The 22,994-nt window shown below is 61.2% G+C and carries 18 protein-coding genes and 1 other RNA gene; 4 read left to right on the top strand and 15 right to left on the bottom strand.

Annotation, left to right across the window (positions count from 1 at the left end):
- Positions 1–3: 3 nt before the first annotated feature.
- From mraY to rsmI, 9 genes are all read right to left on the bottom strand, one after another.
- Positions 4–1,086 carry a phospho-N-acetylmuramoyl-pentapeptide-transferase gene (mraY, locus tag AC07W0_RS01940; RefSeq protein WP_017845930.1) on the bottom strand — a complete coding sequence of 361 codons (1,083 nt, stop codon included), beginning with the start codon at positions 1,084–1,086 and terminating at the stop codon, positions 4–6.
- The gene (locus AC07W0_RS01945; RefSeq protein ID WP_102617123.1) at positions 1,086–2,456 is read right to left on the bottom strand and encodes a UDP-N-acetylmuramoyl-tripeptide--D-alanyl-D-alanine ligase; all 1,371 of its coding nucleotides are present in this window, start codon (positions 2,454–2,456) and stop codon (positions 1,086–1,088) included. The genes mraY and AC07W0_RS01945 overlap by 1 nt, the downstream gene beginning before the upstream one ends.
- The gene (locus AC07W0_RS01950) at positions 2,449–3,912 is read right to left on the bottom strand and encodes a UDP-N-acetylmuramoyl-L-alanyl-D-glutamate--2,6-diaminopimelate ligase (RefSeq protein WP_017845932.1); all 1,464 of its coding nucleotides are present in this window, start codon (positions 3,910–3,912) and stop codon (positions 2,449–2,451) included. The genes AC07W0_RS01945 and AC07W0_RS01950 overlap by 8 nt, the downstream gene beginning before the upstream one ends.
- Positions 3,912–5,654 carry a peptidoglycan D,D-transpeptidase FtsI family protein gene (locus AC07W0_RS01955; protein ID WP_017845933.1) on the bottom strand — a complete coding sequence of 581 codons (1,743 nt, stop codon included), beginning with the start codon at positions 5,652–5,654 and terminating at the stop codon, positions 3,912–3,914. Before AC07W0_RS01955 ends, AC07W0_RS01950 begins: the two co-directional genes overlap by 1 nt.
- Positions 5,654–5,947, bottom strand: a complete 294-nt coding sequence (gene ftsL, locus AC07W0_RS01960) for a cell division protein FtsL (protein ID WP_017845934.1) — start codon at positions 5,945–5,947, stop codon at positions 5,654–5,656. The genes AC07W0_RS01955 and ftsL overlap by 1 nt, the downstream gene beginning before the upstream one ends.
- Positions 5,944–6,891 (bottom strand): 16S rRNA (cytosine(1402)-N(4))-methyltransferase RsmH, encoded by a 948-nt coding sequence (rsmH, locus tag AC07W0_RS01965; RefSeq protein WP_010213048.1) that lies wholly within the window; start codon positions 6,889–6,891, stop codon positions 5,944–5,946. Before rsmH ends, ftsL begins: the two co-directional genes overlap by 4 nt.
- Positions 6,888–7,343, bottom strand: coding sequence for a division/cell wall cluster transcriptional repressor MraZ (gene mraZ / locus AC07W0_RS01970; RefSeq protein WP_003171868.1), 456 nt, complete (start codon positions 7,341–7,343; stop codon positions 6,888–6,890). Before mraZ ends, rsmH begins: the two co-directional genes overlap by 4 nt.
- 355 nt (positions 7,344–7,698) lie before the next feature.
- Positions 7,699–8,052: RNase P RNA component class A (gene rnpB / locus AC07W0_RS01975), an RNA gene on the bottom strand.
- 96 nt (positions 8,053–8,148) lie between these two features.
- Complete coding sequence (gene rsmI, locus AC07W0_RS01980; RefSeq protein ID WP_162231502.1) at positions 8,149–9,054, bottom strand: 16S rRNA (cytidine(1402)-2'-O)-methyltransferase; 906 nt, start codon at positions 9,052–9,054, stop codon at positions 8,149–8,151.
- 187 nt (positions 9,055–9,241) lie between these two features.
- On the opposite strand from rsmI, the gene AC07W0_RS01985 reads away from it, so the two are divergent.
- The 4 genes from AC07W0_RS01985 to AC07W0_RS02000 all read left to right on the top strand — a co-directional run bounded on the left by AC07W0_RS01985 (position 9,242) and on the right by AC07W0_RS02000 (position 12,688).
- Positions 9,242–11,053: a penicillin-binding protein activator gene (locus AC07W0_RS01985; protein ID WP_046484605.1), complete on the top strand. Its 1,812-nt coding sequence runs from the start codon at positions 9,242–9,244 to the stop codon at positions 11,051–11,053.
- Complete coding sequence (locus AC07W0_RS01990; RefSeq protein ID WP_017845938.1) at positions 11,053–11,424, top strand: YraN family protein; 372 nt, start codon at positions 11,053–11,055, stop codon at positions 11,422–11,424. The genes AC07W0_RS01985 and AC07W0_RS01990 overlap by 1 nt, the downstream gene beginning before the upstream one ends.
- Before the next feature lie 92 nt (positions 11,425–11,516).
- Positions 11,517–12,110: a phosphoheptose isomerase gene (locus AC07W0_RS01995; RefSeq protein ID WP_003171862.1), complete on the top strand. Its 594-nt coding sequence runs from the start codon at positions 11,517–11,519 to the stop codon at positions 12,108–12,110.
- Complete coding sequence (locus tag AC07W0_RS02000) at positions 12,107–12,688, top strand: BON domain-containing protein (protein WP_017845939.1); 582 nt, start codon at positions 12,107–12,109, stop codon at positions 12,686–12,688. Before AC07W0_RS01995 ends, AC07W0_RS02000 begins: the two co-directional genes overlap by 4 nt.
- Before the next feature lie 69 nt (positions 12,689–12,757).
- Here AC07W0_RS02000 and AC07W0_RS02005 read toward each other — a convergent pair whose 3' ends face one another.
- The 6 genes from AC07W0_RS02005 to AC07W0_RS02030 form a co-directional block, all read right to left on the bottom strand.
- Positions 12,758–13,531 carry a YiaD family glycine zipper/OmpA-like lipoprotein gene (locus tag AC07W0_RS02005; RefSeq protein WP_026139898.1) on the bottom strand — a complete coding sequence of 258 codons (774 nt, stop codon included), beginning with the start codon at positions 13,529–13,531 and terminating at the stop codon, positions 12,758–12,760.
- 211 nt (positions 13,532–13,742) lie between these two features.
- Entirely contained in the window at positions 13,743–14,387 is a 645-nt protein-coding gene (locus tag AC07W0_RS02010; RefSeq protein WP_102617124.1) for an MBL fold metallo-hydrolase, read from the bottom strand.
- Between the two features lie 126 nt (positions 14,388–14,513).
- The gene (locus AC07W0_RS02015; RefSeq protein ID WP_102617125.1) at positions 14,514–17,243 is read right to left on the bottom strand and encodes a winged helix-turn-helix domain-containing protein; all 2,730 of its coding nucleotides are present in this window, start codon (positions 17,241–17,243) and stop codon (positions 14,514–14,516) included.
- A 225-nt stretch (positions 17,244–17,468) separates the two neighbouring features.
- The gene (locus AC07W0_RS02020) at positions 17,469–18,833 is read right to left on the bottom strand and encodes a DUF1329 domain-containing protein (RefSeq protein ID WP_102617126.1); all 1,365 of its coding nucleotides are present in this window, start codon (positions 18,831–18,833) and stop codon (positions 17,469–17,471) included.
- Between the two features lie 29 nt (positions 18,834–18,862).
- Complete coding sequence (locus tag AC07W0_RS02025; protein WP_017845944.1) at positions 18,863–20,734, bottom strand: DUF1302 domain-containing protein; 1,872 nt, start codon at positions 20,732–20,734, stop codon at positions 18,863–18,865.
- Positions 20,735–21,065: 331 nt separating this feature from the next.
- Positions 21,066–22,748, bottom strand: a complete 1,683-nt coding sequence (locus AC07W0_RS02030; RefSeq protein WP_046484627.1) for a fatty acid--CoA ligase — start codon at positions 22,746–22,748, stop codon at positions 21,066–21,068.
- Between the last annotated feature and the right edge of the window lie 246 nt (positions 22,749–22,994).

A 22,994-nucleotide genomic window follows, 5' to 3' on the forward strand; every position in this document is an offset into this window, starting at 1 on the left:
TTTCTACCTCAGTTTCAGGGTGGCAAGACCGACCAGCACGAGAATCACGGTGATGATCCAGAATCGGACGATCACACGCGGCTCAGGCCAGCCCTTGAGTTCAAAGTGGTGGTGGATCGGCGCCATGCGGAACACGCGGCGCCCGGTCAATTTGAAGGAAGCCACCTGGATGACCACCGACAGGGTTTCCATCACGAACACACCGCCCATGATGAACAGCACGATTTCCTGGCGAACGATCACCGCGATGGTGCCCAGGGCCGCGCCCAGCGCCAGTGCGCCGACATCGCCCATGAACACTTGCGCGGGATAGGTGTTGAACCACAGGAAGCCCAGCCCGGCACCGATCAGCGCGCCGCAGAACACGATCAGTTCACCGGCGCCCGGCACATACGGGATCAGCAGGTATTCAGCGAATTTCACGTTACCCGACAGGTAGCAGAAGATGCCGAGCGCGCCGCCTACCATCACCGTCGGCATGATCGCCAGGCCGTCGAGGCCGTCGGTCAGGTTCACCGCGTTGCTGGAGCCGACGATGACGAAGTAGGTCAGCACCACGAAGCCGATGCCCAGCGGAATGCTCGCATCCTTGAGCATCGGGATGATCAAGGTGGTCTCGACCGCGCTTGGAGCCGTCATGTAGAGGAAGATCGCGGCGGCCAGGCCGAACACCGACTGCCAGAAATACTTCCAGCGGCTTGGCAGCCCCTTGGAGTTTTTCTCGATCACTTTGCGATAGTCATCGACCCAGCCGATGGCGCCGAACAACAAGGTCACCAGCAGCACCACCCACACGTAGCGGTTGTACAGGTCGGCCCAGAGCAAGGTGCTGATGCCGATGGACGACAGAATCAGCGCGCCGCCCATGGTCGGGGTGCCGGATTTGGACAGGTGCGACTGCGGGCCGTCATTGCGAACCGATTGACCAATTTGCAGGCTCTGCAGGGTGCGGATCATCCACGGCCCCAGGAACAGCGACAGAGACAGCGCGGTCAGCACGCCCAGAATCCCGCGCAGGGTCAGGTACTGGAAGACCGCGAAGCCTTTGTGGAACTGTTGCAGATACTCAGCCAGCAGCAGCAGCATTAATGTTTCTCCGTACTTGAGCCACACAAGGCCACGACGACGTTTTCCATCACCGCGCTGCGCGATCCCTTGATCAAAATGGTTGTGTGTTTGTCTTGTTCGCCCGCACGCAGCGCCTGGATCAGCTCGGCCTGGGTGGCGAAATGCCGCGCACCGGGGCCGAAGGCATTGACGGCATGAGCCATGTTCGGGCCGACGGCGTAGAGCGCGTCGACTTTGCCGCTGGCGTAAGCGCCGACTTCCCGATGGGACTGTTCGGCCCAATCGCCCAGTTCGGCGATATCGCCCAGCACCAGCACCTTGCGCCCGTCGAAACCCTTGAGCAGGTCGATGGCGGCGCAGACCGAGGACTGGTTGGCGTTGTAAGTGTCATCGATCACGCGCATGCCATTGCTGGCCAATTGCGCGACGGTACGGCCCTTGACCGGTTGCACCGCGCCCAGGCCGGTGGCGATGCCAAACAGCGACACGCCCAGGGCATAAGCCGCAGCCGCGGCCGCCAAGGCATTGGCGATGTTATGGTTGCCCAGCAGGTTCAACTGCACATGCTGCTCGCCTTGCGGCGAATGCAAGGTAAAGGACGGGCAACCACGGGCGTCGACCGCGATGTTCGACGCGTGGAAATCGGCCGCTGCATTCAGCACGGCGAACGTCAGCACCTTGCGACCGGCGGCGCGTACACGCCAGGTCTCGAAGGCCTTGTCGTCAAGATTCAACACAGCTATGCCCGAGGCATCGAGGCCTTCGAGGATTTCGCCCTTGGCTTCGACGATTTTTTCCGGGCCGCCGAACTCGCCGACGTGGGCGGTCCCGGCGTTGTTGATAATTGCCACGTGAGGCTTGGTCAGCGCCACGGTGTAGGCAATTTCGCCAATACGCGAAGCGCCCAGCTCGATCACGGCCGCCGTGTGTTCCGGGGCCAGTTCGAGCAGGGTCAGCGGTGCGCCGAAATCGTTGTTCAGGTTGCCACGGGTGGCCAGCACCGGCCCGCGCGTGCGCAGGACACCGGCGAGCAGTTCCTTGACCGTGGTCTTGCCGCTGGAGCCGGTGATCGCGGCCACCGGCTTGGTGAACGCCGCACGGTTCAGCGCACCCAGTTGGCCCAAGGCCAGGCGCGTGTCGGCCACCAGCAATTGCGGCAGGGTGGAGTCCGCCACTTCGCGTTGCACCAGGGCACCGACCGCGCCTTTGGCGGCGACCTCATTCAGGTAGTCATGGCCGTCGAAACGCGGACCGGCCAGGGCAACAAACAGTTGGCCCGGCTTGATCGCACGGCTATCGATACTGACGCCATTGAAACTGCAATCACCCGACAGCATGCGCGCCGAGAGGGCCTGGGTCAGCTCGCTGAATTTCATCGCTTTAAGCATGGGCGACCTCCCAGGCGGTCAAGGCATGATCGGCCTCGACCAGATCGGAGAAAGCGTGACGCTCGCCGTTGATTTCTTGATAGTCCTCGTGACCTTTACCAGCCAGTACCACGACATCGTCGACGCTGGCGCTGGCGATCAATTGGGCAATGGCCGCGCCGCGACCGGCAATGAAGCTGGCCTTGGATGGGTCTTTGAAGCCGACGCGGATGTCGTCGAAAATCTGGCTCGGGTCTTCGCTGCGCGGGTTGTCGTCGGTGACGAGCACGCCATCGGCCAGACGCTCGACAATCTCGGCCATCAATGGACGCTTGCCGCGATCGCGATCACCGCCACAGCCGAACAGGCACAGCAACTTGCCCTTGGCGTGTGGGCGCAGGGCCAGCAGGACTTTTTCCAGTGCGTCCGGGGTGTGGGCGTAATCGACCACCACCAGCGGCTGCGAACCGCCGCCCAGACGTTGCATGCGACCGGCCGGGCCTTCCAGCTTCGGCAGCACGCGCAGGATTTCATCGAGCGCGTAATCCAGGCCGAGTAGCGCACCGATCGCCGCGAGGACGTTGCTCAGGTTGAAACGACCCAGCAAGGTGCTGCGCAAATGGTGCTCGCCCTGCGGCGTCACCAACGTGGCGCGCACGCCCTCGTCATTGAATTGGGCTTCGCGGCAATACAGATAGGCGCGGGAGTCTTCCAGGCTGTAGCTGATCAGGCGCGCTTCGCTGTCTTGGGCAGCCAGCTCGCGGCCGAACGCGTCATCCAGGTTCACCACGCGGCACTTCAGGTCGTTCCAGGCAAACAGCTTGGCCTTCTCGGCGGCGTAGGCTTGCATGGTGCCGTGGTAGTCCAGGTGATCGCGGGACAGGTTGGTCATCACCGCCACATCGAAAGCCAGCGCAGCAACGCGGCCCTGGTGCAAACCGTGGGACGACACTTCCATGGCAACCGCCTTGGCACCGGCCTTTTTCAGGTCGGCCAGGGTCGCTTGCACGGCGATCGGGTTCGGCGTGGTGTGCAGGCCGCTTTGCAGCGCGCCATAGAAACCGGTGCCCAGGGTGCCGACGATGCCGCAGTGCTGGCCCAACAGGTCAAGCGCCTGGGCGACCAGTTGGGTCACGCTGGTCTTGCCGTTGGTGCCGGTCACGCCAATCAGGTTCAGGTGGCGGCTCGGATCGCCGTAGAAACGCCCGGCGATGTCCGACAGTTGCGCGGCCAGGCCTTTGACCGGAATCAACGGCACGTCGGTGATCGGCAGCACGGTGGCACCGTCCACTTCATACGCCACGGCGGCGGCGCCGCGTTGCAGGGCATCGGCGATGTGCGCGCGGCCATCGTATTTGCCGCCAGGCACCGCCAGGAACAGGTCCCCGGCGCGTACATTACGACTGTCCAGTGTCAGCTCGCGGATCAGCAGATCGCGACCGGCATGGGCAAAAATCTTGTTCAGGCTAAGAGACATCAGCCGCGCCCTCCATTGGCTTTTACCGCGGCGGCCGGTGGTCCGGCGTTCGCTTGTTGGGTCGGCGGCAGGTTGTCCGGCGTGATGTTCATCAGGCGCAGGGTGCCGGACATCACTTTGCTGAACACCGGCGCCGACACCAGGCCACCGAAGTAGCCCGCTTTACTCGGTTCATCGATCACGACGACGATGGCGTAGCGCGGGTCGCTCATCGGGCCGAAACCGGCGAACAGCGAGCGATAGGAGTTCTCGGCATAGCCTTTGGTGCCGACCGAGGTCTTACGCGCAGTACCCGACTTGCCGGCCACGTGATACGCCGGCACCTGGGCGCGGAATACGCCGCGCGGTGCTTCGATCACTTGTTGCAGCATGCCTTGCATGGTCTTGGCGACGCTTTCCGGAATCACCTGGGTCGCTTTCGGCGCTTCGTCGACGTGGATCAGGCTCAAAGGAACCATCCGACCGTTATTGGCCAATACAGAGAAAGCGTGGGCCAGCTGGATCGCGGTCACCGACAGGCCATAGCCGTAGGACAGCGTGGCGGTCTCGGCTTTTTTCCAGTCGCGGTAGTTCGGCAGGTTGCCCACGCGCTCACCCGGGAAGTCCAGGCCGGTGGGTTGGCCCAGGCCGATCTTTTGCGCCAGGTGGTAGATGGTTTCGCCGCCGATATCGAAGGCGACCTTACTCATGCCCACGTTACTGGAGTTGATCAGGATACCTGTCAGATCCAACACCGGGCCTTCGGTACGCGACACGTCACGAATGGTGTATTTGCCCAACTGCAGGGTGCCGGGGTAGACCTCGACCTTGTCGCTGGGCTTCCAGCGCCCGGTTTCCAGGGCGGCACTCATGGAGATGGCTTTCATGGTCGAACCCGGCTCGAACACGTCGATCATCGCGCGGTTGCGCATCATCGCCGGTTGCAGGTTGCGACGGTTGTTCGGGTTGTAGGTCGGCTGGTTGACCATGGCGAGGATCTCGCCGGTCTTCACGTCCATGATCACCAGGCTGCCGGCCTTCGCGCCGTTCTCGATGATCGCGTTACGCAGCTCGCGGTTGGCCAGGTATTGCAGGCGCAGGTCAATCGACAACGCCAAGGGCTTGCCGGCCTTGGCGTTTTTGGTGACTTGGACGTCTTTGATCAGTCTGCCGCGCCGATCCTTGATGACCTGTCGCTTGCCGGGCACGCCGGCCAGCCATTCATCGTAGGCCAGCTCAACCCCTTCGCGACCATGGTCGTCGATGTCGGTAAAGCCAACCATGTGCGCGGTGGTTTCACCGGCCGGGTAGAAACGGCGGAATTCCTCGATGCCGTAGACACCGGGGACCTTGAGGTCGAGCACTTGCTGGCCCTGTTCAGGGGTGAGGCCGCGAACCAGGTAGATGAATTCTTTATTGGCCTGGGCTTCCAGGCGCTCGGCCAGGGCTTTCGGGTCCTGACCCAACGCGGCAGCCAGTTGTGGCCACCTGTCCTTGGCCACCTGCAATTCCTTGGCGTTGGCCCACAGCGTGGTCACCGGCGTGCTGACGGCCAGGGGCTCGCCGTTACGGTCGGTGATCAGGCCGCGGTGTGCAGGAATCGGAATATGTCGCAGGCTACGGGCATCGCCCTGGCCGATCAGGAAGTCGCGGTCGACCACCTGCAGGTCGATGATCCGCCAGGTGATGGCGCCGACCATCAAGGCCAGCAAGCCAAGCATCAGGCGGAAGCGCCACGGGTAAAGTGCGCCTTCGAGTTTCATCATGGCGCCACCATTCGAACTTCGGCCGCGCCAGGGATGTGCATCTTCAGCTGTTCGGTGGCCAGTATTTCGATGCGGCTGTGGGCGGTCCAGGTGCTTTGCTCGAGGATCAACCGGCCCCACTCCGCCTGCGCTTTATCACGCACACTCAATTCGCCGTACAGGGTATTGAGCAGTTGGCGGTTGTAATGGGCGCTGTAGGACACCGCAATCGCGGACACCAGCACGCCGATAAACAGCAACAACATAAAGAAGCTGCCGCCCGGGAGGGGCTTGGCGAAGAGCCTGCTCACCGCAACTTCTCCGCGACGCGCATGACGGCGCTACGGGAGCGTGGGTTGGCCTTGAGTTCAGCTTCGGAAGCGAACTGCGCCTTGCCATGGATTTTGATTTTCGGCACGAAGGCTTCGAAACGCACCGGCAGGTTGCGTGGCAGGTTGTCGGATTCACCCTTGACCAGGCGACGCATGAACAGTTTGACGATGCGGTCTTCCAGGGAGTGGAAGCTGATCACCACCAGGCGCCCGCCCACTTCCAAGGCTTCCAGCGCGGCTTCGAGGCCGGCTTCCAGATCGCCCAATTCATTGTTGACGTGAATGCGCAGGCCCTGGAACGCACGGGTCGCCGGGTTCTTGCCCTTTTCCCAGGCAGGGTTGGCGACTTTCAGCACTTCAGCCAGGTCGGCGGTGCGCTCGAACGGCTGGATTTCGCGGCGCTCGACCACGGCGCGCGCCATGCGGCCGGCGAAGCGTTCTTCGCCGTATTCCTTGAACACACGGGCGATTTCTTCCACCGGCGCAGTGGCGATGAACTGGGCGGCACTGACACCACGGGTGGGGTCCATACGCATATCCAGCGGGCCGTCGTTCATGAAACTGAAACCGCGCTCCGGGTCATCGAGCTGCGGCGAGGACACGCCCAGGTCGAGCAAAACCCCGGCCACCTTGCCTGCCATGCCGCGCTCGGCGACTTCAGCACCCAGCTCGGCAAAGCTGCGTTGTACAACGACAAAGCGGCCGTCTTCGGCCGCTAGCGCTTGCCCGGTGGCAATCGCCTGGGGGTCTTTGTCGAACCCGAGGAGTTTACCGTCGGGCCCGAGCTGGCTGAGTATCAACCGGCTGTGCCCGCCCCTGCCGAAGGTACCATCCAGATAGCAGCCATCCGCGCGTACGGCGAGAGCCTCAACGGCTTCGTCAAGCAGTACGGTGATGTGGTTAAAGCCGCTATCAATAGTCACAAGATCAAATCACGCAGTTCATCAGGCATGGCGCCCGGTTGTTGAATAGCAGCCAGGTCAGCTGCAGAAACAGCATCCCAGGCATCTTCGTCCCACAATTGGAACTTGTTCAGTTGGCCCACCAGCATTGCGCGCTTGTCGAGCTTGGCGTACTCGCGCAGACGCGGGGGCACCAGGAAACGACCACTGCCATCGAGTTCGAGGTCGACGGCATTACCGATCAGCAAACGCTGCAGACGGCGGTTTTCTTCACGCAATGAAGGCAAGGCACGCAGTTTGGTTTCAATCAACTCCCACTCATCGAGGGGGTAAACGCATAAACAAGGGTCAACGGCATCGATCGTGATGATTAACTGCCCGGAACTTCGCGAAATCAGCTCGTCACGATACCGGCTCGGCATAGCGAGACGGCCTTTTGCATCGAGACTGATAGCGTTAGCTCCGCGAAACACAGATGCGTTTCTCCAAATTTTAGCGCTTTACGTTCAAAAAACCCACTTTGTGCCACTTTCCGCCACTTGCGCACACTATAGGAATGCGCCCACCACACCGTCAAGGCGCGGATTCAAGGAAAAGCCTTACAGAACGGAGATTTAGGAGCGCAAGAGGAGGAGAAATCAGAGTTCAGCGGTATTTTTGGCTCAATAAGAACAAATAGCTCAAAGAGCTATGCTTCAAAGTTAAAGTAATTTATTAAGAGTAAGATTTTTTTGGTATTACCAAGATGCATCTGCCAATGATTTGGCAGGGAGGGATTCTTGCGTTACTACCGGGTTTCTGCACGAGATTCGGACAGAAGGAAAAAAGGTGGAGAGTCGATCTATAAGCCGGGTTCTGTCTTGAACAGTCATTCGTCTACGATGGCCATCACTGGACATCTTTAGCAACCTACCCGGTCCCAGCGCGGGCCACGCCTTGGGACCCTATTTGGTCTTGCTCCAAGTGGGGTTTACCTAGCCACGAACTGTTGCCAGACGTGCGGTGCGCTCTTACCGCACCTTTTCACCCTTACCGGCACCGAAGTGCTTAGGCGGTTATTTTCTGTGGCACTTTCCGTAGGCTCACGCCTCCCAGGCATTACCTGGCACTTCGCCCTATGGAGCCCGGACTTTCCTCCCCCCCCTAATTTTCATAGAGGGCAGCGACTGTCCAATCGACTCTCCGCCGCGCAGGTTAACGGCACGACGGAGTTAGGACAAGTATTAAAAGTGCAGCAATGCCATCACGTTCAGACGGAATACCGGTTTAACCCCGGAACTATTCGGCTTTCTGTTTATCCAGCGCGGCCTGATACAACACATTTTTGCGCACCCCGGTGATTTCCGCCGCCAGCGCCGCCGCTCGCTTAAGGGGCATTTCCTTGAGCAGCAGATCCAAGACGCGCATGGCTTCGCCACCGACGGCGTCTTCATTTTCCGGCGCTGTCCAACCCGCCACCAGCACCACGCACTCGCCACGCTGCTGATTGCTGTCACCTTCGACAAACGCGCGCAGTTCTTCCAGCGGCAGCCCCTTGAGCGTCTCGAAGGTCTTGGTCAGCTCGCGGGCCAGCAGCGCCAGGCGCTCGCCACCGAACACCAGCTCCATGTCCTGCAGGCATTCGAGGATACGATGCGGGGCTTCATAGAAGATCAGCGTGCGCGGTTCTTCCTTAAGCGCCTGAAGACGTGCGCGACGCCCCACCGCCTTGGCCGGCAGGAAACCCTCGAAGATGAAACGATCCGATGGCAACCCCGCGGCGGATAACGCCGCAATCAACGCGCATGCGCCCGGAACCGGCACAACATTGATACCCGCGGCACGCGCCTGACGGACCAGGTGGTAACCGGGATCGGAAATCAGCGGGGTACCGGCATCGGAAATCAGCGCCACATCGTCACCGGCCAGCAGGCGCGTGATAAAACGGCTGCCTTCTTCGCGCTCGTTATGTTCGTGGCAGGCCGCCAATGGCGTACTGATGCCGAAATGCTGCATCAAGCGCTGGGAGTGCCGAGTGTCTTCCGCAGCGATCAATTTAACGTCGCGCAACACTTTAAGCGCCCGGGCGCTGATGTCGTCCAGGTTGCCAATGGGCGTCGCCACGACAAAAAGCGAGCCTGCAGTGGAATTCAAAGGACCTGGAGCAGTCAAAACGCACACCTCGATGGTTGGCAAAAGCCACATTGTAGCGCGTCGACGCCGCGGAAATATGCCATCGAGATGGATGCCGTTTCAGCCGTCGGTCGGCCCTAGCCACCCAAACGCAACATTTACACCACCTAAATTGACGGTTTCACGCCAGTAACATCGCGCCTGGGCCAGTGCTTGGGTACAATTCCACGCTAATTTGATCGGTATCAGGAACACTTACATGATCCCTTGCCTGCGGCTGCTCTCCGCCCTCTGCCTCGCTGCCTTGCTGGGCGCCTGTGCCAGCTCGCCCTCGTCCCGCCTTGGCGACCTGCCACGGACCCCGGATGCCAGTATCGAGCAACTGCTCGAACAGGCGACTACCGCCAACACGCCCGAAAAAGCTGCGTTACTGCGCCTGAGTGCGGCCGACATGGCCTACCACCAGAACAACGCTGGCCGCTCGTCGCAGATTCTTGCGCAGGTGCCGCTGGATGCTCTCAAGCCCGCCGCGCAGGTGTTCGCCAACACCCTGGCCGCCGAACTGGCCATGACGCGCAACCAGCCCAAGGCCGCGCTGGCGGCGTTGAACCACCCCAGCCTGCAGAACCTGAAGGAGCTGCCGGCCGAACAGCAGGTCCGCACCGGCACCGTACATGCACGCGCCTATGAAGCCGACGGCCAGACCCTGGCCGCCGCTCGCGAGCGCGTGACCATGGCGCCACTGCTGACCGGCGACGCTGCCAAGAGCAACCATGAAGCCATCTGGGCGCTGATTGCCGCGCTGCCGGCCGAACAACTGCAAGCCAGCGGCAACCCGACGCTCGACGGCTGGATCACCCTGGCCCAGGCGGTCAAGGGCGCCGGCACGCTGGAGCAACAGCAAGCCGCCATTGACACCTGGCGTGCGCAGAACCCGGGCCATCCGGCCGCCGTGCAACTGCCGACGCCGTTGACCAAACTCAAGGAACTGGCGAGCCAGCCGCTGAACAAGATCGCCCTGCTGCTGCCGCAGGAGGGTCCACTGGCCAACGTGGCCAAGGCCCTGCGCGAAGGCTTCATGGCCGCGCATTACCAGGCTGAACAAGCCGGGCAGAAGCCGCCGGTCATCGAGTTCTATGACAGCTCGCGCCTGACCTCCCTCGACGACTTCTACGCCAAGGCCAAGGCTGCCGGCGTGCAATTGGTCGTCGGGCCGCTGGAAAAGCCGCTGGTCAAACAGCTCAGCGCGCGCCCGCAATTGCCGATTACCACCCTGGCGTTGAACTACAGCGAGACCGATCAAAACCCGGCGCAGCTGTTTCAGTTCGGCCTGGCGGCTGAAGACGAAGCTCGCGAAGTCTCGCGCCGCGCCCGTGCCGACGGCCTGCACCGCGCCGCTGCGATGGTGCCCCGCGGCGAATGGGGTGAGCGTGTCTACAAGGCCTTCCGCCAGGACTGGGAAGCCAACGGCGGCACCGTTGTCGGCGTCGAGTACGTCGACCAGCCGGTCGCCCTCGCCCAGCAGATTGCCGATCTATTCCAACTGCGTAAAAGTGAAGGCCGTGCCAAGAGCCTGCAAAGCGCCGTCGGCACCGACGTCGCCGCACAACCTTCGCGTCGCCAGGATATCGAGTTCATCTTCCTGGCCGTCACCCCGCAACTGGCCCAGCAGATCAAGCCGACCCTGAACTTCCAGTACGCCGGCGACGTGCCGGTGTATGCGACGTCTCACGTGTTCAGCGCCAGCGGCGACAAGAACCAGTACCTGGACATGACCAACGTGATGTTCTGCGAAACCCCTTGGCTGCTCAACACCACCGACCCGCTGCGCAACCAGGTCGCAGCACAATGGCCGCAAGCCAATGGCAGCCTTGGCCGCCTGTACGCGATGGGCGTCGATGCCTACCGCCTGGCGCCACGCGTGGGCCAACTCAAGGCATTGCCGGATACGCGCATTGACGGCCTCTCGGGCAACCTGGGCATCAGCGCCCACCAGCGCGTTGACCGCCAGATGCCGTGGGCGAAGTTCGTCGGCGGCGAGGTCCAGCGTCTGCCCGATACCCCACGCTGATGCCCGAGCGGTCCAGCGCACAAAGCGGCAAGGATGCCGAACTTCAAGCGCTTGAGTATCTTCGACAACAGGGTCTACGCCTTCTGGCGCAGAACTGGTTGTGTAAACGCGGCGAGCTTGATCTGGTCATGCTTGACGGCGATACAGTAGTATTCGTCGAAGTCCGCTACAGAAAACACGCACAATGGGGTGGCGCGCTCGCCAGTATCGACGGGCGCAAGCGTCAGAAGCTGATACTCGCCGCGCAGTTTTTCCTGCTCAAGGAGCATCGCTGGGCTGACTCCCCCTGCCGTTTCGATGTGGTTGCCATTGAAAGCACACCGTCTGGCAAAGCTGATTTGAACTGGCTCAAAGATGCCTTCGACAGCTGATTCGCCGGACATCTTCACCACATACTTTTGCTCTTTGCTTTGCGGGCTGCACATTCCTGTGCCAAATAGCCGCGCTACTTAAGGTCACACAGATGGACATGCAATCCCGAATTCGCCAGCTTTTCCAGGCCAGCATCGACACCAAGCAACAGGCGATGGACGTACTTGCACCGCACATCGAGCAAGCCAGTCAGGTCATGGTCAATGCCTTGCTCAACGAGGGCAAAATGCTTTCGTGCGGCAACGGCGGCTCGGCCGGCGATGCCCAGCATTTCTCGTCCGAGTTGCTCAACCGCTTCGAGCGCGAGCGTCCGAGCTTGCCGGCCATTGCCTTGACCACCGATTCGTCGACGATCACCTCGATCGCCAACGACTACAGCTACAACGAAATCTTCTCCAAACAGATCCGCGCCCTGGGGCAACCGGGTGACGTGCTGCTGGCGATTTCCACCAGCGGCAACTCGGCGAATATTATTCAGGCGATCCAGGCCGCACATGATCGCGAAATGATTGTCGTAGCATTGACTGGTCGCGACGGCGGCGGCATGGCCTCGCTGTTGCTGCCCGAGGACGTGGAGATTCGCGTCCCGGCCAATGTCACCGCACGTATTCAGGAAGTCCACCTGCTGACGATCCACTGCCTGTGCGATCTGATCGACAGCCAACTGTTCGGGAGTGAAGAATGACCGTTAAACGCCTCAGCCTATTGGCGATTGCGCTGTGCCTCGGCATCAGCGGCTGCAGCACGGCAATCACCGCGACACGTGACACCCCCATCCAGGACGACAAGGGCACCCGCACCTTCGGCAGCAAGATTGACGACTCGTTGATCGAAACCAAGGTCGAGGTCAACGTCGCCAAGGCCGCTACGGACCTGGGCAATGGCGCGTCGCGCATCGTCGTGACCAGCTTCAACGGCGTGGTGCTGCTCGCCGGCCAAACGCCACGTGCCGAACTCAAGGCCCAGGCCGAACAAGCCGCCTCGGCCGTGCAGCGGGTCAAGAAGGTCCACAACGAATTGCAGGTAATGGACCCGATCACCCTGCTGGCCATCAGCAACGATGCGCTGCTGACCACCAAGATCAAGGCGCAGATGCTGACCGACAACGCCATTCCCGGTTCGCGCATCAAAGTCGTCACCGACAACGGCATCGTTTACCTGATGGGCCTGCTGACCCAGGCAGAAGCGACCCGTGCGGCGAACTTGGTACAGGGCGTGTCCGGCGTACAGAAGATCGTGAAGGTGTTCGAGTACATCGATTGATGTAACCGACGGCCACAAAAAAAGGGCGCCGTGCATTGATTGCACGGCGCCCTTTTTATTGGCTGCAGATTACTGGTATTGCGAGTACGGGTTGCCCTGGAACTGGTTGTTCTGCTGCGGCGCCTGTTGCTGGGCGCCCGGCTGGCCATACTGCTGGCCTGGGATTGGGCCCAGGTTCACTTCTACACGACGGTTCTGCGCGCGACCGTTGACGTCGGCATTGCTGGCGATCGGATTATCCGGACCGGCACCACGAGCGCTCAGGTTGGCAGCGCTGACGCCTTGGGAGGTCAGATAGTTGGCCACGCTCTGCGCACGACGCTGGGACAGGTCCATGTTCAACTGGCGGCTGCCGGTGCTATCGGTGTAACCCACGATCTGGATGGTGTTCTGGCTGAACTGCTTGAGCGAGTTGGCCAGGTTGTTCAGCGGCGTATAGAAGCTGCTGGCGATCGCGTCCGAGTTGGTGGCGAAGGTGATGTTGCCCGGCATGATCAGTTTGATCTGATCGCCCTGGCGCTGAACTTCAACCCCGGTATTGGCCATGCTTTCGCGCAGTTTCTTTTCCTGCTGGTCGGCGTAGTAGCCATAACCCGCAGCACCTGCACCCGCGACGACGGCACCGATCAGTGCGCCCTTGCCACGGTTGTTATGGTCGATGGCTGCACCGGCCAACGCACCGGCCAGAGCGCCGAGGCCGCCGTACTTGACGGTCTTGCTCATGCCACCGGATTCATTACTCGCCTGTCCCTGGCTGCTACCGTCATACGGATTGGGTGAAGCACAGCCAGATAACATGGCTACGGCAGTAGCGACAACGAGCAGACGACGCGGAGTGAACATGGAGAAGCTCCTACTTTTGCACTCTGGGTGCAGAGGATATGGACAATGGATCTTTGCCGGGTTTTGAACGCGACAAACGGTAAAAATTCCGTGGACGTATCTTAACCTGTAACAAAAAACGCAGGACTATCGTCGCGGCACAAACCGTAGCAGACGCACGCTGAACACACGCTGAGTTTTTTGCTACAGGGCTTGACCGCCCAAGCTGCAATCATGCGCGCACAAAGGGGTTCTCGCGCATCTCGTCACCGAGTCGCGTCTCCGGCCCGTGACCGGTCACCACCGTCGCCGCCTCATCCAGCGTATACAGGCGCTGCTTGATCGAGCGCACAATCGCCGCTTGGTCCCCGCCCCACAAATCCGTGCGGCCTACGCCCCGGCGAAACAACGTATCCCCGGCGATCAGCAGCTTGGCATCGGCAAACCAGAAACTCATCGACCCCGGCGTGTGCCCCGGCGTATGCAATGCGACGCCGCAACCGCAAGCCAGCTCTTCATCGTCGGCCAGCCAACGGTCCGGCGACGGCACCGGCATATACGGCACGCCAAACGTCTGGCACTGCATCTCCAGGTTATCCCAGAGGAACTGGTCGGCCTTGTGCAAATGCAGGGTCGCGCCGGTCTTCTCCTTCAACTGGCCGGACGCCAGGAAGTGATCCAGGTGGGCGTGGGTGTGAATGATGCTCACCACCTTGAGGCCCAGCGCCTCGAGCCGCGCCAGAATCAGCTCGTGATTGCCGCCGGGGTCGACCACGATGGCTTTTTTACTGATGGGGTCGCCGATGATGGTGCAGTTGCACTGCAACGGGCCGACGGGGAAGGTTTCGCGGAAAAGGGTCGGCTTTGCGGTGTCCATGAACGGTCCTCTCGTGCAAACGGCATAGGGTTTCCGGGCGACTGCCGCCAGAATGATTGCACTATTAAACCAGACTGGAGCGGCGTCGCACCTCAACGCAGGCAAGCTCGCCAGCGGACTCCGGCTTTAACCAATCAACCGCAGCTCCTGCGCCCGCGCGACCGCCTGGGTGCGCCGCTCCACGCCGAGCTTGCTGTTGATATGGCTGGCGTGGGTCTTGACCGTGTGCAGGGAGATGAAGAGGCGGTTACTGATCTCCTGGTTCGAACAGCCCTGGGCGATCAGTTGCAGCACCGCCAGCTCGCGGGCGCTCAGGGTTTCATGGTTGGGCGCCGGCTCGCTGACAGCAACGGCCGGCAGCAGCGCCAACAGGCTCTGGTTCAATAAACCATGGGGGTCTTGGCCGAGTTGATCGCGCATCCAGTCGGGATACCCTTCAAGCAGGCGCTGGAAGGGTTGCAGCGCGCCCCCGGCCCCGGCTTCCAGGGCGCGAACCAACACCTCGCGCGCCTTGGCCTCCTGGCCGCTCTCCAGCAGCAACTGCGCCTGCTGGGTCAGCGCCATCAGGGCAATCATCTGGCGCCCGCTGCCATGAGCGTGTTGCGCCAGGTCTTCGAGGCGCTGCAAGGCTGCCGCCGGTTGATGGCGGATCGCGTCCAACGCGGCTTGCTGCAGCTCGATATGCTGCGGCAGGTGCGGGTGAAACTCCGGGGCCGCCGCCGCGTGTGCGCCGTTGTAGGTTTGCCCCAGGCGGGTCAGCCAGGCGTCGGCCAGGTCGGTACGCCCCTGGGCCAACCAGAGCTCGCATTTGATCAGGGTGATCATTGCCAGGTAGTAAATCGGCGGCACGTCCCAGATGTGCATCAGGCGTTCGGCCTCGGCCAGTTCGGCGAAGGCTTTGGCGAAGTCGCCGCGGCGCCCTTCGAAGTTGGCAATCACGCAATGCCCGATCAGCACGCTGATATCCCGGCAGGCGCGGGCTTCGGCCAGACCGGCGCGCAGGCGGACCAGGCCGGCTTCAGGCTGACAACGCGCGAGCAGCAGGTAGCCTTCGTAAAGCGCTAATCGGGCGCGCACGGCGTACAACCGTTGGGGCGAAAGGTCGTGCAAGCGTTGCAGGCCCTGACGCACTTCATCCAGCGAGCGCAGGATTTCACCCCGCGCCTGCAAGACCCGCGCGCGGTCGTAATGGGCCAGGGCCTCGAACAGGGGGTTGCCGACACGCTGCGCCAGTTCGAGGGATTCGCGGTTCAAGCCACGGGCGCGCCACAGGTCGGCATCGACGATCGCCAGGTTGGAGAGGGTCGACAGGCACATCAGGCGCTGACCATAACGGCGCTGCGGCAGGCTTTCCAAGGCTTCGCTGCAATAGCGCTGGGTCAGCTCGCGGTCGCCTCGGCCCCGGGCGATGATCCCGCTCAGCGCCAGCCATTGCGCCAGCATCGACTTCTGCGCAGTGGCCGATGGTGCCGGCAGGAAGCGACTGAGGTAGCCCGACAGTTCTTCCGCCGCATCCAACTGACAGGCCAGGCCCAAGGCCCAGCTGTACAGCACGATCAACCGGGGCGTGCTGATCAGCAGGCTGTCGGGCAAGTCCATTTTCCAGCGTAGGAGCATGCCGACGTTCTGCTCGGCCAGCAGTTGCTCCTCGGAGAGGTTCTGCACCAGGTTCGCCGCCACATCCAGATGACCGGCGCGCAACGCCTGCTCGACCGCTTCATCGATCAGCCCCTGGGCGTTGAACCAGCGACAGGCGCGCAGGTGCAGGCTGGCGGGCGGCAGCACGGCGCTGCTCGCGCGCCGGGTGCGCAGCAGGTCGGAAAACAAATGGTGATAACGGAACCAGTGCCCCTGCTCGTCCAGCGGCACCAGAAATACCTGGTGAGCCTGCAAGTAACGCAGGATTTCCGCGCTGTCGTGGGCATCGCGTATGGCGTCGCACAGTTCACTGCAAAAGCGTTCCTGCGAGGCGGTTTCATAGAGGAACGCCTGGACTTCCGCCGGCAAGCAATCAATCACTTCTTCCAGCAAATAGTCGCGTATCAAGCCTTCGCCGCCGTGCAGGCTTTGCGGCAAGGCACCTTCATTCCCCGCTTCGGAGGCCGCCAACAGCCAGAAACGCAAACCGGCGACCCAGCCTTCACTGCGGCGGATCAAGTTATCCAGCGCCTCGCCGCGCAGCGAACTGCTGTGGCGATCCAACACCGCCAGGGATTCGGCGTGGGTCAGGCGCAGGTCTTGCTCATGCAGCTCCAGCAGGTGCCGAGACAGGCGCAAGCGCGCCAGGTGCCAGTCGGGGCGCTGGCGACTGGTAACCAGCACCAGCAGGCCATCGGGCAAATGATTGAGGAAAAACTGCAGGCAGCGGTCAAGCACCGGGCCCTGGGCCAAATGGTAGTCATCCAGCACCAGCAACAAAGGCGCACGCGTGGACAACTGCAGCGCCAGCTCATCGAGCAAGCCATCGAGCCATTCTTCGAAGGCAAACGGTTGATGACGCTGACGCATTTTCAGCAGGCCCAGGGATTGCGCCCCCAGTTGCGGGAAGTATTGCTGCAAGCCGTCAAGCAGGCGCTCGAGGAAACGCCCGGGGTCGTTATCCCGTGGGCTCAGGCCCAGCCAAAGGCTTTGCCAATGGGCGGGCAGACTCTGGCAGAACTCAACCGCCAGCGAACTCTTGCCGAACCCCGCCGGCGCGCAGACCAGCAGCAATCGCCCTTCCAGGCCAGCGCTCAGCCGTTCGCACAGGCGCGGTCGCAGCACGTAGCCGTCAGGCAGCGGAGGTCTGTAGAAGCGACCTTCCAGGGACGGAATCACCGCGCTGGCAGGCCCCTGGATTCGGGACAGATCAGTCATCGCCGGGCTCTTGTAGAAGGCTGTTGTCGGCATTGCAGATGTCCGCAGACTAGCGGTAAAAGCGGCGGTTTTGTAGATCTTTGCAACATTTGCCTGAAAAAGAACTGCGACAAGAAATGTGAGAGGGGGCTTGCTCCCGATTGCGCTGGGGCAGCCAATAGAATTCTTGGCTGTCAGACCGCTATCGGGGGCAAGCCCCCTCCCACATTTGGCTACGCGTGCAGCTTAGCGAACACCGTCCTGGCGCAGGGCCGCCGGGGTGAAGTCGCTGGTGGTGGCGGTGAAGCCAAAGTCATACGCCTGTTTCTCTTCGTTCTTCATGCCCAGGGCCAGGTAGCGGCCGGACTGCAGGTCGTAGAGGGTTTCCAGGGCGTACCACGGCACTTGTTTGTCGTAGTAGTTCTCGGCATGGGCTTCGGCGACGCGCCACAGTTGGCCGCGACCGTCGTAGTGGTCGATCACGGCCGCTTGCCAGGTGTCTTCGTCGATGAAGAAGTCACGCTTGGCGTAGATGTGGCGCTGGCCTTCCTTCAGGGTCGCGACCACATGCCACACGCGGCGCAACTCGTAGCGTGCGAGGTCCTGGTTGATGTGGCCGGCCTTGATGATGTCGACATACTTGAGTTTCGGATCGTCGATCTTGTAGCTGTTGGAGGCGATGTAGATTTCTTTCTTGCCTTCCAGTTTCCAGTCGTAGCGGTCCGGCGCACCGTTGTACATGTCGAGGTTGTCGGAGGTACGCAGGCCGTCGGCGGCGGTACCCGGCCCGTCATAAGACACTTGCGGCGCCCGGCGTACACGGCGCTGGCCGGCGTTGTAGACCCACGCCGAGCGCGGTTCCTTCACCTGGTCGAGGGTTTCGTGGACCAGCAGCACACCACCGGCCAGACGTGCTGGCGCGGTCACTTGCTGCTTGAAGTAGAACAGCACGTTGCCGGGGTTTTTCGGGTCGAAGTCCTTCATTTTGTCGCGGAACACGAACTGGTCTTTGAAATACACCAGGCTGAACGAACCGTTGGTCTGCGGCGTGGCCTGGGTCACCAGGCGGGTCACGCTGCCGCCGCGATAGCGGGTGATGTGGTTCCAGATGACTTCAACGCCGCTTTTCGGAATCGGGAACGGCACGGCGGTTTCGAAGTTTTCCAGGCCGTTGCCGCCGGACACCAGGTTGGTGGTGGTGGCGTTCTTCTTGATCGAGGCGAACACCTCGGCCGGTACGGTGGCGCCGCGATGGGTCGGGTAGACCGGCATCTTGAAGGTGTCCGGGTAGCGCTTGAACATCGCGTACTGCCCCGGCGCCAGCTTGTCTTTGTATTGCTCGACGTTTTGCGCGGTGATGGTGAATTGCGGTTGTTCGCTGGCATAAGGGTTGGCCAGGAAACCACGGGCGTCGACGGCGCCGGCATTCGTCGGCAACGGCGACCATTTAGGAATGGTGCCTGTGGCGTTACCGGCCATTTCGGCGCCCATCGGGGTCAGGGTCGTGCCCAGCTTGGCGGCCTCATCCGCCGACACCGCCGCCATGACGTTACTCGCCAGGATCGACAGCCCAAGCACACCGACGTGCAACAGACTTTTAGTTATTTTCATGTTCTGGTTCTTCCTGAAATGCAGTGTGCTTAGAAGTTGGCGCCGACGCTGAGGGCGATGAAATCACGGTCGTCCACAGTGGAATACTTACCGCCGAAGAAGTTGGTGTAGGCCAAGCTCGCGGTGTAGGTATTCTGGTATTCAGCATCCAGGCCGAGACTGACAGCCTTGCGACCTTCTTCGAAGTTGCCGCCAGGGCCTGGCGAATAACCGCTGACGTCATGGGACCAGGCCACGTTGGGCTTGAGGTTCACACCCGCGAACACATCCGGGTATTCCCAGATTGCCCGGCCGCGATAGCCCCAGGAGTTGGCGGTGGTAAAGCCGTCATTGTTGCAGTTGGCCGTCAGGTTACTGCGGTCTGTACCTGCTCCCGCACCGGCAATGGTTCCCGCGTTGAGCGTCGCGCACAGTGGGCCTTCCCCAGGACCAAATACCGGATCACGCCCGTAGCGCGCTTTCGAGCTGCTTTCCAGGCCGCCGACGTGGGTCAGCCCCACTTCGCCCACCAGTGTCAGCCGGCTGGCGCCCATGACCTGATCAAAGAAGTGCGTAAAGGTGGTCTGGAGCTGGGTGATTTCCTTGCGGCGGTAGCCATTCAGATCCTGACCGGCGGCGCCCTTGAGCGGGGAAGCACCGTTCAAGCCTATCAACGGCGTAACGCCCGCGTACAAGATGTCGGTGGTGTTGAGCTGAACCGGCGCGTTCGGCCGGTAGCTGATCTCGCCGCTCCACGCTGTGCCGGTAGGCAAGGTCGTCGAGAAGCTCAAACCGTACAAGCGAATGTCTTCTGGATATTCGACGAAGTAGCTGGAGTTACCGGCCACGATGAGTGGACGCAGGCTACTGGCTGGCGTGAACGTCAATGCGTTAGCCGCGGCGTAAGTCGCAGCCGATGCGCCCTTGGCGCTGAAAATCGGCGCACGGCTATGGTAGTTCATGAAGTAAGCGCCGAACTCAGTGTCCAGCGGCTCGAAGTTATAGTGCATGGCTACACCGAACTGCCCGCCATCACGCGCGTCGCGATCAGAGCCGCGCTTGACCAGTACACCTTCTTCGTTGATGTTGACGCCAAACTGATTCATCAGCGGCAAACCACCGCCTGCGGTTATCACAGAGCGCTTGCTGAGCAACCGCAGGTTGTCATTGCAGCCGCCTGTAATGACGTCCGCCTGGGAGAAAAATGTCCCGCAGTTATCGGTGACGGTCTTCTCCCAATCCAACTGATAGAAGCCTTCCGCCGACAGGTTTTCGGTCAGTGTCTGCGACACATAGAACATGTTGACCGGAATCAGGCCTTCCTTGATCTCGGCACCCGGGCGACGGAACGCCGCTACGTCAATCGGGTTGATGGAGTTGATGCCGCCGCCGATGAAGGTACTTTCGCCCCAACTTACAACCTGCTTACCGAAACGCGCGGAACCGGGCTCATCGGCAATCGAGTAGTTGTGATAAATGAAGGCGTCGAGAATTTCCCCGCCGGAAGACCGGGCGCCCATAGGACGGCCTTTGTCACTGATGTCCTTGAACTCACGATTTTCGTCCTTGAGTTCAAAGTCATACCAATATTTGCCGCGTACAAACACACCGGTGTCGCCGTATTTCAGTTCCAGGTCATGGATGCCCTTGAAGATTTTCGAGAACGTCTCACCGCGCTTGAAGTTCAAATGGCCGTCATCGGAGGTCTGGGACAAGCCCTTGCCGCCATTGTTGACGCCGATCAGATCGCGGTTGGCCTTGGCTGTCGACCAACTGGCCCCCACGGAAAGAGAGGAGTCAAAATTCCCTTCGATTTCACCGATATTGAAACTGACGCCGAATGCCGGCCCGGCGAGCGTAGAAGCGAGACTGACGGCCAGGGGCAATCTTGCCCGGCGCCAGAACTGATTTACTGAGGTCATCGACGCTACTCCATGTGCATTATTGTTATGGCAGTGAGTTCTTTCGGTGATGCATGTAACGGCCGGAATACAACGATTCCAATGCCGCCCGGCAACCGAGCCCCCATGGCTCGAAGCGCAACATCCTTGAAAAACTCTGAGAGGGACTATAGCCAGCAGGGGGTACCGCTTGATCCCTCTAAAGTGTGATTTGCATCACCGACCCGTCTGCCACAGCCCTTTTGCCACGTCGACGAAGGCCGACGCGGCAAGGATGGCTGAAAATCGGCAAATCACAAGTAAAGCCGCGAGATAGAGCATTGCCGTGCCCGAACGGGCACGGCGAAAGGTATCAAAGGGTAGAGAGGAACGTACTGTTGTTGGCCTGCCACTCAATGATGTCGACGCGGATACGTTTTTTGTCGAGCTTGCCGACACTGGTCTTGGGAATTTCAGTAACAATGGCGATCTGGTTTGGAATCGCCCACTTGCTCAAGTGGCCCAACTCCACGAACGGCTTGAGGTGCTCCTTGAGTTCACGGGCGCCTATCACATGGCCATCACGCACCACCAGCAACGCAAACGGGCGCTCGCCCCACTGCGGATCGGCGATGCCCACCACCGCTACTTCGCGTACCGCCGGGTGGCGGCTGACCAGGTCTTCCAGAGCCAGGGACGAGATCCACTCGCCGCCGGTCTTGATCACGTCCTTGATGCGGTCGCGGATATCGATCACCCCAAACGCATCGAGGGTCGCCACGTCGCCGGTGTGCATCCAGCCGCCTTCCCACAGCTCGGCGCCCTTTTGCGGTTCGTTGTAGTAACCCTCGGTCAGCCACGGCGCGCGTAGCACCAGTTCGCCCTGGGACTCGCCATCGGCGGGCAGGAAATGCCCGTCGCTGTCGATGATCGCCGCTTCCACCAACGGCCCGGGCACTCCGGCCTTGATGCGGTAAGTGGTGCGCTCGTCCTCGGTGCCGGCCATCAGCTCATCGTTGAGATGGGCGCAGGACACCAGCGGCCCGGTCTCGGACATGCCATACGCGGCGGTCAGTTGAATCCCACGGGCCTTGGCCGCTTCATACAGCGTGCGATTGAGGGCGCTGCCGCCGATGACGATTTTCCAGCCGCCAAAGTCCACGTCCTGGGCGGCCTTGGCGTTGAGCACCATTTGCAGGATGGTCGGCACACAGTGGGAAAAGGTGACCTTCTCCTTGCGCCACAGCTCCACCAGGTATTCCGGATCGTAACGCCCGGGGTAGACCTGTTTCAGGCCCAGCATGGTGGCCACATACGGCAGGCCCCAGGCATGCACGTGGAACATCGGCGTGATCGGCATGTACACGTCGTTGGTGCCCAGCAAGCGCACGCTGTCGACACTGCCCATGATGGTCGCCACACCGATGGTGTGCAGCACCAATTGGCGATGGGTGAAGTACACACCCTTGGGGTTACCGGTGGTGCCGGTGGTATAGAAGGTGGTGGCGACGGAATTTTCGTCGAAATCCTCGAAATCGTATTTCGGGCTGGCGGCGGCCAGCAGGGTTTCGTACTCCCCCACCAGGTTCGGCAGCTCAGCGGTTTTCTCGGCCGCATCGGTCAGCAACAAGGTTTTGTCGACGGTGGTGAGCTGCCCGGCAATCGCCTGGTAGAGCCCCACGAACTCGCTGTTGACCAGCACAAAGCGGTCCTCGGCGTGGTTCATGGTGTAGAGAATCTGTTCCGGCGACAGGCGCACGTTGATGGTATGAATCACCGCGCCGATCATCGGGATGGCGAACATGCATTCCAGGTAACGGTGGCTGTCCCAGTCCATCACGGCAACGGTGTCACCGGCCTTGACCCCGGCTTCGGTGAGCACATTGGCCAGGCGCGCGACCCGCTCGATCAGGGTCGGATAGGTGTAGCGCAGCTTGTCGCGGTAGATGATTTCCCGGGTCTTCTCATAACGGGCCCCGGACATCAGCAGGCGTTTGATCAACAGCGGATATTGGTACGCACCTTCGGCGGGCGGGATAACACGGGTCTGCAACATACGAATCCCTTTTTATGACTGCACGGTCTCGGCTTGAAGACCTGCACTGTAGATACGTTAGGTGCCGACCAAATCAGCCAAAGGAATGATTTGCAGCCTGCTGCGAATGATAGCTTTGCGCCAACATCCTCTTCGGGACATGAGCAAATTAGATCAGGAAGCACCCTTCGCTGAAAGGCGAACCTTCCGACATTCGCCACGGATAGCAACTCTTTACGCTTTGGACTTTCGTCGCATCCATCGCTA

This window comes from Pseudomonas sp. GW704-F2 (assembly GCF_059423025.1).

Bases quoted from the DNA above. Each gene is read 5' to 3' on its own strand.
- mraY (WP_017845930.1), bottom strand. From the start codon at position 1,086: ATGCTGCTGCTGCTGGCTGAGTATCTGCAACAGTTCCACAAAGGCTTC.
- AC07W0_RS01945 (WP_102617123.1), bottom strand. From the start codon at position 2,456: ATGCTTAAAGCGATGAAATTCAGCGAGCTGACCCAGGCCCTCTCGGCG.
- AC07W0_RS01950 (WP_017845932.1), bottom strand. From the start codon at position 3,912: ATGTCTCTTAGCCTGAACAAGATTTTTGCCCATGCCGGTCGCGATCTG.
- AC07W0_RS01955 (WP_017845933.1), bottom strand. From the start codon at position 5,654: ATGAAACTCGAAGGCGCACTTTACCCGTGGCGCTTCCGCCTGATGCTT.
- rsmI (WP_162231502.1), bottom strand. From the start codon at position 9,054: ATGTGGCTTTTGCCAACCATCGAGGTGTGCGTTTTGACTGCTCCAGGT.
- AC07W0_RS01985 (WP_046484605.1), top strand. From the start codon at position 9,242: ATGATCCCTTGCCTGCGGCTGCTCTCCGCCCTCTGCCTCGCTGCCTTG.
- AC07W0_RS01990 (WP_017845938.1), top strand. From the start codon at position 11,053: ATGCCCGAGCGGTCCAGCGCACAAAGCGGCAAGGATGCCGAACTTCAA.
- AC07W0_RS01995 (WP_003171862.1), top strand. From the start codon at position 11,517: ATGGACATGCAATCCCGAATTCGCCAGCTTTTCCAGGCCAGCATCGAC.
- AC07W0_RS02000 (WP_017845939.1), top strand. From the start codon at position 12,107: ATGACCGTTAAACGCCTCAGCCTATTGGCGATTGCGCTGTGCCTCGGC.
- AC07W0_RS02005 (WP_026139898.1), bottom strand. From the start codon at position 13,531: ATGTTCACTCCGCGTCGTCTGCTCGTTGTCGCTACTGCCGTAGCCATG.
- AC07W0_RS02010 (WP_102617124.1), bottom strand. From the start codon at position 14,387: ATGGACACCGCAAAGCCGACCCTTTTCCGCGAAACCTTCCCCGTCGGC.
- AC07W0_RS02015 (WP_102617125.1), bottom strand. From the start codon at position 17,243: ATGACTGATCTGTCCCGAATCCAGGGGCCTGCCAGCGCGGTGATTCCG.
- AC07W0_RS02020 (WP_102617126.1), bottom strand. From the start codon at position 18,833: ATGAAAATAACTAAAAGTCTGTTGCACGTCGGTGTGCTTGGGCTGTCG.
- AC07W0_RS02025 (WP_017845944.1), bottom strand. From the start codon at position 20,734: ATGACCTCAGTAAATCAGTTCTGGCGCCGGGCAAGATTGCCCCTGGCC.
- AC07W0_RS02030 (WP_046484627.1), bottom strand. From the start codon at position 22,748: ATGTTGCAGACCCGTGTTATCCCGCCCGCCGAAGGTGCGTACCAATAT.